The organism is Citrobacter sp. Cpo012 (assembly GCF_030333015.1).
Lineage (GTDB): Bacteria > Pseudomonadota > Gammaproteobacteria > Enterobacterales > Enterobacteriaceae > Citrobacter > Citrobacter portucalensis.
Genome location: NZ_JAOWGR010000042.1, coordinates 24,504 through 39,226 on the forward strand (window position 1 = coordinate 24,504; position 14,723 = coordinate 39,226).

The window sequence follows — 14,723 nt, forward strand, 5'->3', positions numbered from 1 at the left end:
CGAGGATACACTGGGAAAACAGGCCGGATGTCGTTCACATCCGGCACTGATACGGTTTACTCTTCTGGTGCTTCCAGCTCGGAGAATCCACCGTGTCCTTCCCAACCGGCTAATCGCTGATAGACGGTATCAACCGCATCTTTGATCGGCTGTGTCATCGGGTAGTAAAAACCGACGATGTCCGGTTGAATGCCGAGGAAAATCACCTCACCAACATCGTCTTTCAGCTGATCTACCAGGTAGTTCAGCGGCATGTTGTGGGTGGTCATCATGAACATCTCGGCAATGTCATCAGGATCGATAATGCGGATTTCACCGGGGTTCAGCCCCATATCGGTGGCATCAACAATCAACAGACGCTGCGGGCGCAATTCACGGATGGCGACAATATCGTTCTCCGGCGCGCTACCGCCGTCGATGACAACCCAGTTGCCTTGAGGATTTGCAGCACACATTTCAGCCAGCAGCGGGCCCGCGCCGTCATCGCCCATCATGCTGTTACCCACACATAACAAAACGTCAGTCACGGTGTCTCCTCACCATCAGATAGATGGCGCTTTCCTGGTGTATGTCGTGCAGCATGCTAAGCATCAGCTTGCTCCACTCCTGCTGCTGCGGGGTCTGCACGGCACGCGCATCATCGAACGCGCGCGCCAGCATTTGTACATGGTTGAAATCGATAACGATCTCGCCGTATTTCGGCACGCCTTCCATTTTCCGGCGGGCTTCGCTTCCCTCAGCAAGGGTAGCAATCCATGCCAAATATTCGTCCCATGGACAAGTTAACGCCGCTTCCAGGCAATCGATGATCCCAAGGTGGTGACCAATCGCCAGGCTGTAATAGACAACCTGCTGCGCCTCAGCGGGCGTCGCATCGTTCTCATCAATAAACTTACGGCTCAGTTGACTGAACACCACCGTTTCACTCATCGGATACGCGCCTCTTCGACAACATGGTTAAGATGCGTGACGATCTCGGTCAGACGCGGATCGTTTTCCGCTTCCAGCCAGCGCGCCACCTGATGCTCGCCCTGCCCTAACTGCGTCATATAGTCATCAGCAATCTGGCGACCATAGCGGTATCCCGCCAGACGGCGAGCCTCGCGATCCACCTTCACGCGCAGCGGCTGAACCATGTCCGGATGCAGAATTTCCGCCGGCTGTTCGTCCAGTTCACCCGGCGCACGCGCGTGAATTTTTTGCTCCAGCAGACCCAGCGCCATGGCAAAACCATACAGCGTTGCCGCAGGCGTCGGCGGGCAACCTGGAATATACACGTCCACCGGTACGATTTTGTCCGTGCCGCCCCATACGCAGTATAAGTCGTGGAAGATACCGCCGCTGTTACCGCAGGCACCGTAAGAGATACAAATTTTCGGATCCGGCGCTGACTGCCAGGCGCGCAGTGCCGGAGAGCGCATGGCACGCGTTACCGCGCCGGTAAACAGCAGAATATCCGCATGGCGCGGCGACGGTACCACTTTGATACCAAAACGTTCGGCATCAAACAGCGGAGAAAGCGTGGCGAAAATTTCGATTTCACAGCCGTTGCAGCCGCCGCAGTCCACACGGTAAACGTACGCTGAACGCTTGATGCTTTTCAGCAGCGACGCTTTCATGCTGGCAATGGATTCATCCACCGTCATCGGTACCGGAATACCGTTGGCGTCACGTGGGCCTAATAAATTGCTCATCAGCTGGCCTCTTTCATATGGCGAGTCAGTTCAATACGGTCAGACGGCACCAGGCATTTCTGGCGCTTACAGTCCGGGCAGGTCTCAAAGCTTTCACGGTGGTTTTCCGCGCGGGTATCACCGTTGTGCTTAAGCAGCGCAATGGCGTAATCAATCTCTTTTTGCACCGCAAACGGACGGTTACATACGCGGCAATTGCACAGGCCAAAACGAGACTGCTGCAGGAAATCATCTTTCTTCCACACCGCCAGCTCATACTCCTGCGACAGCTTGATCGCCGCTGTCGGGCAGACTTCTTCGCAGCGGGCGCAGAAAATGCAGCGCCCAAGGTTGAACTGCCACGCCAGCTCATTGGTGACCAGATCGGTTTCTACCGTCAGCGCGTTCGACGGGCACGCGTTCACACAGGCCGCACAGCCGATGCACTGCTGCGGATTATGTTCCGGTTTGCCACGGAAGTTTTTATCGACCGCAATCGGCTCCAGCGGATACGACGACGTCGGTGCCCCGGTTTTGATGACTTTTTTGATAAAGGTAAACATGGCGATTCCTTATTTCAGCGGCGAGTTTTTACGCTCGATGCTGTAGCGCTCAAGTTCTTTGTACGGCACGACTTTGCTCTTCTTCTTACGCACATCGACCACGGTCATACGGTCAGTACAGGAGTAGCAAGGATCGAGGCTACCGATAATCAGCGGGGCATCGGAAACGGTATTGCCACGCAGCATGTAGCGCAGCGTCGGCCAGTTGGCGTAAGTCGCCGCACGGCAGCGCCAGCGATACAGTTTCTGGTTGTCGCCGGTCATGCTCCAGTGGATGTCATCTCCACGCGGCGCTTCAGCAAAGCCCAGTGCGAAACGGTGAGGAATATAGGTAAAGCCTTCCACCATCAGCGGACCGCCCGGCAGGTTGTCCAGACCAAAGTCGATCATATTCAGCGCGGTGTAGACTTCATTAATACGGACTTTCAGGCGAGAAATAACGTCGCAGCCCTGCTCGCTGTGAACTTCCATCGGCAGCAGACCATAGCCGACAAACGGGTGATCAGCGCGGGTGTCACGCGCGTGGCCGCTGGCGCGAACCATCGGGCCGACGTTACTGAAGTCACGGGCAATTTCCGGATCAAGACGACCAATACCAACGGTACGCTGTTCCATGTTCGGCGTGCTGAGCAGCATATCGACCAATTCCTGCACGTCACGACGCATCTGCTGCGCCAGTTGACGGGTCTGGATCATATCTTCTTTCAGCAGATCACGACGGATACCGCCGATCAGGTTCAGACCGTAGGTTTTACGTGCCCCAGTGAGGATCTCCGCCATCTTCATCGACGTTTCACGCACGCGGAAGAACTGCATAAAGCCGGAGTCAAAACCGGTGAAGTGACAGGCCAGGCCGAGGTTGAGCAGGTGCGAGTGCAGACGCTCAACTTCCAGCAGAATGGCGCGGATCATCTGCGCACGTTCCGGCACCACGATGCCCATCGCATTCTCAACGGAGGTGGTATAAGCGGTGCTATGCGCAAAGCCGCAGATGCCGCACACGCGATCCGACAGGAACGTCACTTCGTTATAACCCATACGGGTTTCCGCCAGTTTCTCCATGCCGCGGTGGACATAGAACAGACGGTAATCGGCGTCGATGATGTTCTCACCGTCAACAAACAGGCGGAAGTGACCGGGTTCATCGGAGGTGACGTGCAACGGGCCAATCGGCACCACGTTATTTTTCTTGTCGCCCAGTTCGTTGATGAACTCGTAGGTTTCAGCATCGGTAGTCGGCGCCGGGCGCTGACGATAATCCATGCTGTCTTTACGCAGCGGATAGAGTTCGTCCGGCCAGTCATCCGGTAACACCAGACGGCGCTCATCCGGTAAACCAACCGGAATCAAACCGTACATGTCGCGCACTTCACGCTCGCCCCAGACCGCTGCTGGAACGCGCGGCGTGACGGACGGGAACTCCAGTTTATTGGCATCGACTTCAACGCGGACGGTTATCCAGCACTTGGTGCCCTGCTCCATCGACATCACGTAATAAACGGCGTAATGACCGCACAGCTGACGTTCGTCGTTACCAAACAGCACGGATAACCAGCCGCCCTGTTTGTAGTACAGGAACTCCACCACTTCCGGCAGGTAGTTCACCTTGACGGTGATCGTCAGCTGATCTTTGGTCTGCCAGGCTTCATCCAGCACCACGCCCGGAAAGGCCTGGTGCAGCGCAGCGAGATATTGTTGACCTAATTTTTCTTCAGACATGCTCAAACTCTCTTAAATCACGCCACCAGCAAGGAGACGAACGCTAAAAACGCAAACCCAAAACCGGCCCAGGTCACGCGTGAAGTGGCGCAAAAACGCAGACGCGCCATGCTGTTTTCGAACAGGGCGATGACCAGCACGCCGAGGACCAGCTTGACGACGGCAATCACCAGCGCCAGCAGCAGTCCACCGGCGGTGAAGGTTTCCATCTGTCCCCACGGCAGGAACACGCCAACGAACATTTGCAGAACGACCAGCAGTTTGAGGCTAATGCCCCACTTCAGCACGGCAAAACCGCTGCCGCTGTATTCGGTCAATGGACCTTCCTGCAGCTCCTGCTCTGCTTCCGCCAGATCGAACGGCAGTTTGCCCATTTCGATAAAGGTGGCGAAAGCACAGGCGCACAGTGCCAGAATCAGCGGGATGCTGCGCGCAGCAGGCCAGTGGTAAATGGTATCGGCGATATTGCTGATATGGGTTGAACCCGCAACCTGTGCCGCTACCCACAGCCCCAGCAGCAGGATAGGTTCAACCAGCACGCCGAGCATCGCTTCACGGCTGGCGCCAATGGCGGTAAACGGGCTACCGGTATCCAGTCCCGCGATAGAGAAGAAGAAACGGGCGATGGCGAACAGGTAAATTAAGGTGATCAGATCGCCCAGTTGTGGCAGCGGCGAGCCAACGGTCACTACCGGCAACGCAGTGGCGATAGTCAGCATCACGCCCACCATCACAAACGGCGTCAGGCGGAAAACCCAGCTGGAATCCGCAGGCGCAATGCTCTGACGGCCCAGCAGTTTGATAATGTCGCGGTATTCCTGCAAAACGCCCGGACCGCGGCGATTGTGCAAACGCGCACGCGCCACGCGGGTAACACCGGACAGCAGCGGCGCAACGGCAAACAGCACCAGCGCCTGAATTAACGGATATAAAACACTCATTCTCAGGCTCCTCGTGAAACCACAATCACCACCAGCACCGCCAGCTCAATCAGCGCCAGGCGACGGAATAGCACCGGTGCAGCCGCATTCTGCCAGCCCGGAACCAGTGATACCGGGTTCAGCCATTTACGCAGTTTGAGTACCGGGGCAAAGGCTTCTTTCACCGGCATGGCAAAACCGTGCGCGGTAATCACCATTGACTGCTCGTGATCGTAACCACACACCCATGCCGCACCGCGTGAACGCGACGGCAGACGGTTGCCTTTGAAAATGGCCATGATGATGAACGGCAGCAGCGGACACGCGATCAGCAGCAGCGTGATCATTGGCTGAGAAACGGTGGTGTTCGCGGTTTCCAACGGCAGCGGAACGGCGGAGGAGATCATCGGCAGCAGCCACGGCGCAGCAACGCCGCCAATCACGCAGCAGATAGCCAGCGCGACGACGCTCACTCCCATCAGGATTGGCGCGCAGCAGGCATTTTCAGCTTCCTTCGTGCGCGGTGCGCCAAGGAACGTAACGCCATAGACTTTCGCCATACACATCACCGCCAGCGCACCGGTAATTGCCAGCCCTACTGCCAGCAACGGTCCTAACAGGCTACCGACAAACGCGCCGCTGTTGCCAAGCTTAAAGAAGGATTGGTAGATAACCCACTCACCGGCAAAACCGTTCAGCGGCGGCAGTGCGGCCATCGCCATCAGACCAACCAGCATCGCCAGCGAGATAACCGGCATACGTTTACCGATACCGCCCAGTTTTTCGATATCACGATGACCGGTACGGAACCAGATGCTGCCTGCGCCCAGGAACAGAACGCTTTTGAACAAGCTGTGGTTTACCAGGTGGTACAGACCGCCGGTCAAACCCAGCGCGATCAGCGCCGGTTGATTCAGGGAAATTCCGGTCACGCCAGCGCCCAGACCCAGCAGAATAATGCCGATGTTTTCCAGCGTGTGGTACGCCAGCAGACGCTGGATGTTGTGCTCCATCAGCGCATACAGACCGCCAACAAACGCGGTGATCATGCCCAGCACCAGCAGCGTAATCCCCCACCACAGCGGCGCGTTACCGCCCAGCAGCGACAGGGAGAGAATACCCAGCAGACCAACCTTCATGACGACGGTAGAGAACAGCGCCGCAGCCGGTGCGCTGGCATTGGCGTGTGCCTGTGGCACCCAACCGTGCAGTGGAATAATCCCGGCCAGCAGGCCAAAACCTGCCACGCCCAGCAGCCAGATGTCAGATCCGAGCGGCAGCTCCTGGGTGCGCAGGTCTAGCAGACGCAGCTCCAGAGTGCCGTAACGTTGCCACACCAGGTAGCAGGCGACCGCCAGCAGCAGCGTACCAATACGCCCCAGCGCAAACCACAGTTTGCCTTCTTTACTGCATCCGGTGAGGAACACGGCACACAGCGCCATGATTTCCGCCATCACCACCAGCGTACCGAGGTTGCTGGCAACCACCGCACATACCGCCGCGGCCATCAGCAGATTCACCAGCAGGCCGTTAGCTTTCACCTGAGGATGACGATGCCAGTCAATGTTGTACAGGCTGACAAACAGGCCGCACAGGCCCAGTGTAATCAGCCAGATAGCATTAAGCGGAGTAATTTGCAGACTGTGACCAATAAACGGCATCACGCCGCTCACCGCCAGCGCATTAGTCAGAACGGTAAAACCCGCGGCTGCCGTACACAGGCTGCCGACTGCACCGCCAACCCCAGCAATCCAGCCGCTCAGCGATTTATGAAATGAAAACAGAAATGCCAGAACCGCAGCCGCTGTAAACCAGGCCACGCCGCTGTTAATCAGTGAAATTGCGCTCATTTTGCATCCCCACTCTGAGCCTGCTGAAACAAGGTGAGATCGCCGAAATCGGTATTGAAAGTCAGCTCACGCTTACGTTTGCTGGCGCGGGCGATATCCATGTTGCTCACCAGATGCAGGGCTTTGGTCGGACACATGCGCACGCAGGCAGGACCTTGCTCGTCAAAACTACACAGATCGCATTTCACCGCGATGGCACGAACGCCAGGAACCCAGTCCAACAGCGAACTCACGCGAGCAGGCGCTGGCGGAGCCGGAGGCGCTTTTGGCGTATTGGCGTTTGCCGGAATGTGTAGCGGACGGCTACCGGAAAACTCTATCGCGCCAAACGGACAAGCGATCCCGCACAGTTTGCAGCTTACGCACAGGCTTTCGTTCAGCTGTACGGCGCCATCAACGCGGTTAATGGCATTAACCGGACACACGGTGGCGCAAGGCGCATCTTCACACTGGTGGCAAAGCTGCGGCGCGGATTCTTTTTCATTTAACATCACTTTCAGGCGCGGCATTGACTGCAGGCCATGCTGGCGATGTGTCTCTGAGCAGGCGGCTTCACAGGTGTGGCAGCCAATACAAAGAGTGGAGTCAGCAATTACAAAACGATTCACCAGGCATTCCTCAGGTGATAGTCATTTTTGACGAAAACATGTCTACCAAATGTCATTTCGACATTTTTCGACATGCCCATTCCCTAAAACGTCGTGACGCAGTATGTAGACCGCACCATGACAAAGTGGGCAGCACCCGAGGCTTAAGCCGGGCTGTGTCCCTCAACCAGCTGGCTTAAATTCACCGGCATATTGTTCTCAACCGCGGTGTACAGGCTGTCGTAGACGGTGGCGATTTTTTCGAGATAGTGCTCCAGCACCTGCTCGCGATCGCGGTTGCTAATACGCTCATCGACCTTACCGTCGATAGTCAATTCTGCCTGTGCAATCAGCTGCTTATCATCACCGTCTTTCGTTTCGACGTAGTATTCGATGGTATGGCTGTTAAAGCCGTCCGCCAGCGTGACGTAGATAGTGAAGTGTTCAAAAAGGACGAAGCAGAGATCCTTGTCCGGTGCGCAGCTCATCGCATGATGCAAACGCGCTTTTGACAGGGTTATCCCCTGAACCAGCGAGTTGCAGTAAATACGCCACTGGTCCTGTAGGCGACGATGCCGTTCAGCGATGTAATCGGCTTTTTCGCTTATTTCCCAAATAGTCATGTCAGGTTACCCGTTTAGCAGAGATGAACAGCCTTAAGCACATTTCATGCCAAAATTAAATCACTTAATTTTCATATAGATAAAAAATCAAAGACGGGTGACGACATGTCATTTCGTCATCGTCGTCATTGTCACGAATGAAAAAAATCAACCTGGCATGCTTATTGCTTTTACTACGGCAACTTCACAGGAGGCGGTATGCACGAAATAACCCTCTGCCAACGGGCACTGGAATTGATTGAACAACAGGCCACGCAACACGGTGCTAAGCGAGTAACTGGGGTCTGGCTCAAAATTGGCGCATTTTCTTGCGTAGAAACCAGCGCTCTCTCCTTTTGTTTTGATCTGGTATGCCGCGGGACCCTTGCAGAAGGTTGTAAACTCCACCTCGAAGAACAAGAAGCCGAATGTTGGTGCGAATCTTGTCAGCAATACGTCACGTTACTGACGCAACGCGTGCGCCGATGCCCGCAATGCAACAGCGATATGCTGAGAATTGTGGCCGATGACGGCTTACAGATTCGACGTATTGAAATAGATGAAACTCCAGCGCCGGATGGCGACGCTTAAGCGTCTTATCCAGCCTACAGAAACAGCTCGTTTGTAGGCCGGATAAGGCAACGCAGCCATCCGGCAACAGATGTATCGCAAGTAAAAAGATCAGGAGTGAGCGATGTGTACGACATGTGGTTGCGCTGAAGGCAACCTATATATAGAGGGTGATGAGCATAATCCCCACTCGGCGTTTCGCAGCGCGCCATTTGCCCCGGCGGCTCGTCCGGCGCTGAATATTACCGGTGTGAAGACCTCAAATTTCACACCGAGCCAGACTGAAGAAGGCGATTTGCACTACGGTCACGGTGAGGCCGGAACCCACGCACCAGGTATGAGCCAACGCCGTATGCTGGAAGTGGAAATTGACGTACTGGACAAAAACAACCGCCTCGCCGAGCGCAACCGTGCCCGCTTTGCGGCCCGTCAGCATCTGGTGCTGAACCTTGTTTCAAGCCCGGGCTCTGGTAAAACTACCCTGCTGACCGAAACGCTGATGAAGCTGAAAGATAGCGTGCCGTGCGCCGTTATTGAAGGTGACCAGCAGACGGTGAACGATGCCGCCCGTATTCGCGCCACAGGCACACCCGCCATTCAGGTCAACACCGGTAAAGGTTGCCACCTTGACGCACAAATGATTGCTGACGCCGCGCCGCGTTTGCCGCTTGACGATAACGGTATTCTGTTCATTGAAAACGTCGGCAACCTGGTCTGCCCGGCCAGCTTCGACCTCGGCGAGCGCCATAAAGTGGCCGTGCTTTCAGTAACCGAAGGTGAAGACAAACCGCTGAAATACCCGCATATGTTTGCCGCCGCATCGCTGATGCTGCTCAACAAAGTGGATCTATTGCCGTACCTCAATTTTGACGTTGAAAAATGCATCGCCAGCGCCCGGGAAGTGAACCCGGGGATTGAGATTATCCTAATTTCCGCCACCAGTGGTGAAGGGATGGATCAATGGCTCTCCTGGCTGGAGACGCAGCGATGTGCATAGGTGTTCCGGGTCAAATCCGCACCATTGATGGCAACCAGGCCAAAGTCGACGTCTGCGGTATTCAGCGCGACGTCGACCTGACGCTGGTCGGTAGCTGTGATGAACATGGCCAACCGCGTCTCGGCCAGTGGGTACTGGTCCACGTCGGTTTTGCCATGAGCATCATTAATGAAGCTGAAGCGCGCGATACGCTCGACGCGCTGCAAAACATGTTTGACGTTGAGCCGGATGTCGGCGCGTTGCTGTACGGCGAGGAAAAATAAATGCGTTTTGTTGACGAATACCGCGCACCAGAACAGGTGATGCAGTTGATAGAGCACCTGTGCGAACGTGCCGCCCACCTCTCCTACACGGCTGAACGCCCGCTGCGGATCATGGAAGTTTGTGGTGGTCATACCCACGCTATCTTCAAATTCGGGCTCGACCAGTTGCTACCGGAAAACGTGGAGTTTATTCATGGTCCGGGTTGCCCGGTTTGCGTTCTGCCGATGGGCAGAATCGACAGCTGTGTAGAAATCGCCAGCCATCCAGAAGTGATTTTCTGCACCTTTGGCGACGCTATGCGCGTCCCGGGTAAGCAAGGCTCCCTGCTGCAAGCCAAGGCGCGCGGTGCGGATATCCGTATTGTGTATTCACCGATGGATGCACTGAAGCTGGCGCAGGAAAACCCAACGCGTAAAGTGGTGTTCTTTGGCCTGGGTTTTGAAACCACAATGCCAACGACCGCTATCACCCTGCAACAGGCAAAGCAGCGTGATGTGCAGAACTTTTACTTTTTCTGCCAGCACATCACGCTTATCCCTACGCTGCGCAGCCTGCTGGAACAGCCGGACAACGGTATCGACGCCTTTTTAGCGCCGGGCCACGTCAGCATGGTGATTGGCACCGACGCCTATAATTTCATTGCTTCAGATTTCCATCGCCCGCTGGTGGTCGCCGGTTTCGAACCGCTCGATCTCCTGCAAGGCGTAGTGATGTTAATTGAGCAGAAAATTGCAGCCCAAAGCCAGGTAGAAAACCAGTACCGCCGCGTGGTACCGGATGCCGGTAACGCGTTAGCGCAACAGGCCATTGCCGAGGTGTTCTGCGTCAATGGTGACAGCGAATGGCGCGGTCTGGGCGTTATCGAATCCTCTGGCGTTCACCTGACGCCGGACTATCAGCGCTTTGATGCCGAAGCACATTTCCAGCCAGCGCCGCAGCAGGTGTATGACGATCCGCGCGCGCGTTGTGGGGAAGTGCTGACAGGCAGATGTAAACCACATCAGTGCCCGTTGTTTGGCAAAACGTGTAACCCGGAGACCGCGTTTGGCGCCCTGATGGTCTCCTCAGAAGGCGCATGTGCCGCCTGGTATCAGTATCGTCAGCAGGAGTGTGAAGCATGAGCAGCGTACAACTCGCCCACGGTAGCGGCGGTCAGGCTATGCAGCAGTTGATCAACAGTCTGTTTATGGAGGCTTTCGCGAATCCGTGGCTGGCGGAACAAGAAGATCAAGCGCGTCTGGAACTGGCACAACTGGTGGCAGAAGGCGATCGTCTGGCGTTTTCAACTGACAGCTACGTTATCGATCCGTTGTTCTTCCCCGGCGGCAATATCGGCAAGCTGGCCATCTGCGGTACGGCTAACGACGTAGCGGTCAGCGGGGCTATTCCACGCTACCTCTCCTGCGGTTTTATCCTCGAAGAGGGTCTGCCGATGGAGACACTGAAAACCGTTGTTAACAGCATGGCAGCAACCGCGCGCGAAGCAGGTATCGCCATCGTGACTGGCGATACCAAAGTCGTGCAGCGTGGTGCAGCAGACAAGCTGTTCATTAACACTGCCGGAATGGGGGCAATTCCCGCCAACATTCACTGGGGTGCACAGACTCTCAGCGTGGGTGATGTGCTGCTGGTCAGTGGTTCGCTTGGCGATCACGGCGCAACTATCCTTAACCTACGCGAGCAATTGGGTCTGGATGGCGAACTGATCAGCGACTGCGCGGTGTTAACACCTCTTATCCAGACGCTGCGTGATATTCCTGGCGTGAAGGCGCTTCGTGACGCCACCCGTGGCGGCGTGAATGCGGTCACGCATGAATTTGCCGCTGCATGCGGATTTGGTATTGAGCTGTCGGAAGCTGCTCTGCCCGTGAAGCCCGCGGTGCGTGGCGTTTGCGAGCTGCTGGGTCTGGATGCGCTCAACTTTGCTAACGAAGGCAAACTGGTGATTGCCGTTGAACGCCAGGCCGCTGAAACCGTACTTGCCGCGCTGCGCGCGCATCCTTTAGGGTGCGATGCTGCAATGATTGGTGAAGTGGTTGAACGCAAAGGTGTTCGTCTTGCCGGACTCTACGGCGTGAAACGAACCCTCGATTTACCACACGCCGAACCATTACCTCGTATATGCTAGCAGCCGGTTGGCAGCATGCTGTAGGCCGGATAAGACGCATTAGCGTCAACATCCGGCGTTAATGCTGCATTATGCCTGATACCGCTTTGCTGATCGGGCCAACGGATTGTATATCCTGGCCAGTTCAGTGGCAGGCCATCCGGCAATAATTTACGACTTATACCTATAATTCATTTACCGTTTTCGCACCGTTCTGCGGTGCTTTCCCTGGAAAAGCAATATGTCGTATACACCGATGAGTGACCTCGGACAGCAAGGCCTGTTCGATATTACTCGTACATTATTACAGCAGCCCGATCTCCCGTCTCTTAGCGAGGCGCTTTCGCAGCTGGTCAAGCGTTCAGCGCTGGCCGACTGCGCGGCTATTGTCTTATGGCAGGCACAAACGCAACGTGCGCGTTATTTTGCAACACGTGAAAATGGTAAACCCATCGATTATGAAGACGAAACGGTGCTGGCACATGGTCCGGTACGCCGTATTTTGTCTCGCCCTGATGCGTTGCACTGCAACTATCATGAGTTTACGGAAACATGGCCACAATTGGCTTCAGGTGGACTGTATTCTGAATTTGGCCACTACTGCCTGCTGCCGCTGGCGGCAGATGGGCGCATCTTTGGCGGTTGCGAATTCATCCGTAACGAAGACCGTCCGTGGAGTGAAAAAGAATATAACCGTCTACAGACCTTCACTCAGATAGTCGGCGTCGTTGCTGAACAAATTCAAAGCAGAGTCAGCAACAACGTCGATTACGATCTGCTGTGTCGTGAGCGTGACAACTTTCGCATCCTGGTCGCCATCACCAATGCCGTGCTCTCCCGACTGGATATTGATGAGCTGGTCAGCGAAGTCGCCAAAGAGATCCACCACTACTTCGACATCGATGCCATCAGCATCGTGTTACGCAGCGATCGCAAAAATAAACTCAGTATCTATTCCACTCACTATCTGGATGAACATCATCCGGCACACGAACAGAGTGAAGTGGACGAAGCGGGAACGCTCTCTGAACGGGTCTTCAAAAGCAAAGAGATGCTGCTGATCAACCTGAGCGAACGTGACATCCTTGCCCCTTACGAACGGATGCTGTTCGAAACCTGGGGCAACCAGCTACAAACCCTGTGTCTGCTACCGCTGATGTCCGGCAATACTATGCTCGGCGTACTCAAGCTGGCACAGTGCGAAGAGAAAGTTTTCACTACCGCCAACCTCAAGCTATTGCGCCAGATTGCCGAGCGTGTGGCAATTGCCGTGGATAACGCCCTTGCCTATCAGGAGATCCACCGCCTGAAGGAACGTCTGGTCGATGAAAACCTGGCGTTGACTGAACAACTCAACAACGTAGAGAGTGAGTTCGGAGAAATCATTGGTCGCAGCGAAGCGATGTACAGCGTACTCAAGCAGGTCGAAATGGTGGCGCAAAGCGACAGCACCGTCTTGATTCTGGGTGAGACCGGAACGGGTAAAGAGCTGATCGCACGAGCCATTCACAACCTGAGCGGACGTAACGCCCGTCGGATGGTGAAGATGAACTGCGCGGCAATGCCTGCCGGATTACTGGAAAGCGATCTGTTTGGTCATGAGCGTGGCGCGTTTACCGGTGCCAGCACGCAGCGGATTGGTCGTTTCGAGCTGGCAGATAAAAGTTCGCTGTTCCTCGATGAAGTTGGCGATATGCCGCTGGAGCTTCAGCCTAAGCTACTGCGCGTTCTGCAAGAGCAGGAATTTGAACGTCTGGGCAGTAATAAGCTGATCCAGACCGACGTGCGCTTGATCGCCGCTACCAACCGCGATCTGAAGAAGATGGTTGCCGATCGCGAATTTCGTAACGATCTGTACTACCGGCTGAACGTCTTCCCGATCCATCTGCCGCCGCTGCGTGAGCGCCCGGAAGATATTCCGCTGCTGGTAAAAGCCTTCACCTTTAAAATTGCTCGTCGGATGGGACGCAATATCGACAGTATTCCTGCCGAGGCTCTGCGCACGCTGAGCTGCATGGAATGGCCGGGTAACGTGCGTGAGCTGGAAAACGTGGTAGAACGTGCGGTTCTGCTTACCCGGGGCAACGTACTGCAACTGTCCCTTCCGGATATTGCCCCTTTGACGCCGTCCACGCCTCCGGTGGCAACCGAAGTCGCGCAGGACGGTGAAGATGAATACCAGTTGATTATGCGCGTACTGAAAGAAACCAACGGGGTGGTTGCCGGTCCCAAAGGCGCGGCACAAAGGCTGGGGTTGAAACGTACAACGTTACTCTCACGCATGAAGCGATTAGGCATTGATAAGGATGCACTGGTTTAGCCAGTGTGGCTATACTGGGTGATATCTCAACGAAAGGAGGCAGTATGGCGGTATCAGCACGTAATCAATTAACCGGTACGGTGAGCGCAGTCGCTACGGGCGCAGTGAATGATGAAGTTGAACTGACGCTGGCTGGCGGCGCAAAACTGGTCGCGATTGTAACCCATAGCAGCCAGCAGGCGCTGGGTCTGGCGAAAGGGAAAGAAGCAATTGCCCTGATTAAAGCGCCATGGGTGACGCTGGCAACTGAAGACTGTGGTCTGAAGTTCTCTGCCCGCAACCAGTTTGCTGGCAGTGTTTCCCAGGTCACAGAAGGCGCAGTCAACGCCACGGTACATATCAAAACTGACGCAGGCTTCGAGATTGTTGCCGTCGTCACCAACGAAAGTCAGCAAGAGATGAAACTGAGTCAGGGAAGCCGTGTTGTTGCGCTGATCAAAGCCTCAGCTATTCTGATTGCCACCAAAGCGTAGTCGCCATTCATCACCACATGGCTAAGTTGCCCGATGGCGCAATGCGCATCGGGCCTACGCGACAGATGCACTTATTCT

At 55.4% G+C, this 14,723-nt stretch carries 16 protein-coding genes; 7 read left to right on the forward strand and 9 right to left on the reverse strand.

Features of this window, described 5'->3' with window-relative positions:
• Positions 1–56: 56 nt before the first annotated feature.
• From hycI to hycA, 9 genes are all read right to left on the reverse strand, one after another.
• Positions 57–527, reverse strand: a complete 471-nt coding sequence (gene hycI / locus OGX90_RS18420) for a hydrogenase maturation peptidase HycI (RefSeq protein ID WP_003037382.1) — start codon at positions 525–527, stop codon at positions 57–59.
• Positions 520–930 carry a formate hydrogenlyase maturation HycH family protein gene (locus OGX90_RS18425; RefSeq protein WP_003037385.1) on the reverse strand — a complete coding sequence of 137 codons (411 nt, stop codon included), beginning with the start codon at positions 928–930 and terminating at the stop codon, positions 520–522. The genes hycI and OGX90_RS18425 overlap by 8 nt, the downstream gene beginning before the upstream one ends.
• Positions 927–1,694, reverse strand: a complete 768-nt coding sequence (hycG, locus tag OGX90_RS18430) for a formate hydrogenlyase subunit HycG (protein ID WP_003037388.1) — start codon at positions 1,692–1,694, stop codon at positions 927–929. Before hycG ends, OGX90_RS18425 begins: the two co-directional genes overlap by 4 nt.
• Positions 1,694–2,236, reverse strand: coding sequence for a formate hydrogenlyase complex iron-sulfur subunit (locus OGX90_RS18435; RefSeq protein WP_003825918.1), 543 nt, complete (start codon positions 2,234–2,236; stop codon positions 1,694–1,696). Before OGX90_RS18435 ends, hycG begins: the two co-directional genes overlap by 1 nt.
• A 9-nt stretch (positions 2,237–2,245) precedes the next feature.
• Positions 2,246–3,955 carry a formate hydrogenlyase subunit HycE gene (gene hycE, locus OGX90_RS18440; RefSeq protein WP_003037393.1) on the reverse strand — a complete coding sequence of 570 codons (1,710 nt, stop codon included), beginning with the start codon at positions 3,953–3,955 and terminating at the stop codon, positions 2,246–2,248.
• A gap of 17 nt (positions 3,956–3,972) precedes the next feature.
• Entirely contained in the window at positions 3,973–4,896 is a 924-nt protein-coding gene (locus OGX90_RS18445) for a respiratory chain complex I subunit 1 family protein (protein WP_286624462.1), read from the reverse strand.
• Positions 4,897–4,898: 2 nt separating this feature from the next.
• Entirely contained in the window at positions 4,899–6,725 is a 1,827-nt protein-coding gene (gene hycC / locus OGX90_RS18450) for a formate hydrogenlyase subunit 3 (protein ID WP_003825912.1), read from the reverse strand.
• The gene (gene hycB, locus OGX90_RS18455; RefSeq protein WP_003825909.1) at positions 6,722–7,333 is read right to left on the reverse strand and encodes a formate hydrogenlyase subunit HycB; all 612 of its coding nucleotides are present in this window, start codon (positions 7,331–7,333) and stop codon (positions 6,722–6,724) included. The genes hycC and hycB overlap by 4 nt, the downstream gene beginning before the upstream one ends.
• Before the next feature lie 143 nt (positions 7,334–7,476).
• Positions 7,477–7,935, reverse strand: coding sequence for a formate hydrogenlyase regulator HycA (hycA, locus tag OGX90_RS18460; protein ID WP_008785633.1), 459 nt, complete (start codon positions 7,933–7,935; stop codon positions 7,477–7,479).
• A 198-nt stretch (positions 7,936–8,133) separates the two neighbouring features.
• Here hycA and hypA point away from each other — a divergent pair, with 198 nt between their 5' ends.
• The 7 genes from hypA to OGX90_RS18495 all read left to right on the forward strand — a co-directional run bounded on the left by hypA (position 8,134) and on the right by OGX90_RS18495 (position 14,645).
• Entirely contained in the window at positions 8,134–8,505 is a 372-nt protein-coding gene (gene hypA, locus OGX90_RS18465) for a hydrogenase maturation nickel metallochaperone HypA (RefSeq protein WP_008785634.1), read from the forward strand.
• A gap of 103 nt (positions 8,506–8,608) precedes the next feature.
• Positions 8,609–9,481, forward strand: a complete 873-nt coding sequence (hypB, locus tag OGX90_RS18470) for a hydrogenase nickel incorporation protein HypB (protein WP_003037409.1) — start codon at positions 8,609–8,611, stop codon at positions 9,479–9,481.
• Positions 9,472–9,744 (forward strand): hydrogenase 3 maturation protein HypC, encoded by a 273-nt coding sequence (hypC, locus tag OGX90_RS18475; protein ID WP_003037411.1) that lies wholly within the window; start codon positions 9,472–9,474, stop codon positions 9,742–9,744. Before hypB ends, hypC begins: the two co-directional genes overlap by 10 nt.
• Positions 9,745–10,866, forward strand: coding sequence for a hydrogenase formation protein HypD (gene hypD / locus OGX90_RS18480; RefSeq protein ID WP_003825899.1), 1,122 nt, complete (start codon positions 9,745–9,747; stop codon positions 10,864–10,866).
• On the forward strand, positions 10,863–11,873 hold the full coding sequence (gene hypE / locus OGX90_RS18485) for a hydrogenase expression/formation protein HypE (protein WP_008785637.1): 1,011 nt from the start codon (positions 10,863–10,865) through the stop codon (positions 11,871–11,873). Before hypD ends, hypE begins: the two co-directional genes overlap by 4 nt.
• 220 nt (positions 11,874–12,093) lie before the next feature.
• Complete coding sequence (gene flhA / locus OGX90_RS18490) at positions 12,094–14,172, forward strand: formate hydrogenlyase transcriptional activator FlhA (RefSeq protein WP_032944751.1); 2,079 nt, start codon at positions 12,094–12,096, stop codon at positions 14,170–14,172.
• Between the two features lie 44 nt (positions 14,173–14,216).
• Positions 14,217–14,645, forward strand: coding sequence for a TOBE domain-containing protein (locus OGX90_RS18495; protein ID WP_003825890.1), 429 nt, complete (start codon positions 14,217–14,219; stop codon positions 14,643–14,645).
• Positions 14,646–14,723 lie beyond the last annotated feature (78 nt).

Coding starts and splice junctions, on each gene's coding strand:
- flhA (WP_032944751.1), top strand. CDS start 12,094: ATGTCGTATACACCGATGAGTGACCTCGGACAGCAAGGCCTGTTCGAT.
- hypB (WP_003037409.1), top strand. CDS start 8,609: ATGTGTACGACATGTGGTTGCGCTGAAGGCAACCTATATATAGAGGGT.
- hycC (WP_003825912.1), bottom strand. CDS start 6,725: ATGAGCGCAATTTCACTGATTAACAGCGGCGTGGCCTGGTTTACAGCG.
- OGX90_RS18495 (WP_003825890.1), top strand. CDS start 14,217: ATGGCGGTATCAGCACGTAATCAATTAACCGGTACGGTGAGCGCAGTC.
- hycA (WP_008785633.1), bottom strand. CDS start 7,935: ATGACTATTTGGGAAATAAGCGAAAAAGCCGATTACATCGCTGAACGG.
- hypE (WP_008785637.1), top strand. CDS start 10,863: ATGAGCAGCGTACAACTCGCCCACGGTAGCGGCGGTCAGGCTATGCAG.
- hypA (WP_008785634.1), top strand. CDS start 8,134: ATGCACGAAATAACCCTCTGCCAACGGGCACTGGAATTGATTGAACAA.
- OGX90_RS18445 (WP_286624462.1), bottom strand. CDS start 4,896: ATGAGTGTTTTATATCCGTTAATTCAGGCGCTGGTGCTGTTTGCCGTT.
- hypC (WP_003037411.1), top strand. CDS start 9,472: ATGTGCATAGGTGTTCCGGGTCAAATCCGCACCATTGATGGCAACCAG.
- OGX90_RS18435 (WP_003825918.1), bottom strand. CDS start 2,236: ATGTTTACCTTTATCAAAAAAGTCATCAAAACCGGGGCACCGACGTCG.
- hycE (WP_003037393.1), bottom strand. CDS start 3,955: ATGTCTGAAGAAAAATTAGGTCAACAATATCTCGCTGCGCTGCACCAG.
- hypD (WP_003825899.1), top strand. CDS start 9,745: ATGCGTTTTGTTGACGAATACCGCGCACCAGAACAGGTGATGCAGTTG.
- OGX90_RS18425 (WP_003037385.1), bottom strand. CDS start 930: ATGAGTGAAACGGTGGTGTTCAGTCAACTGAGCCGTAAGTTTATTGAT.
- hycG (WP_003037388.1), bottom strand. CDS start 1,694: ATGAGCAATTTATTAGGCCCACGTGACGCCAACGGTATTCCGGTACCG.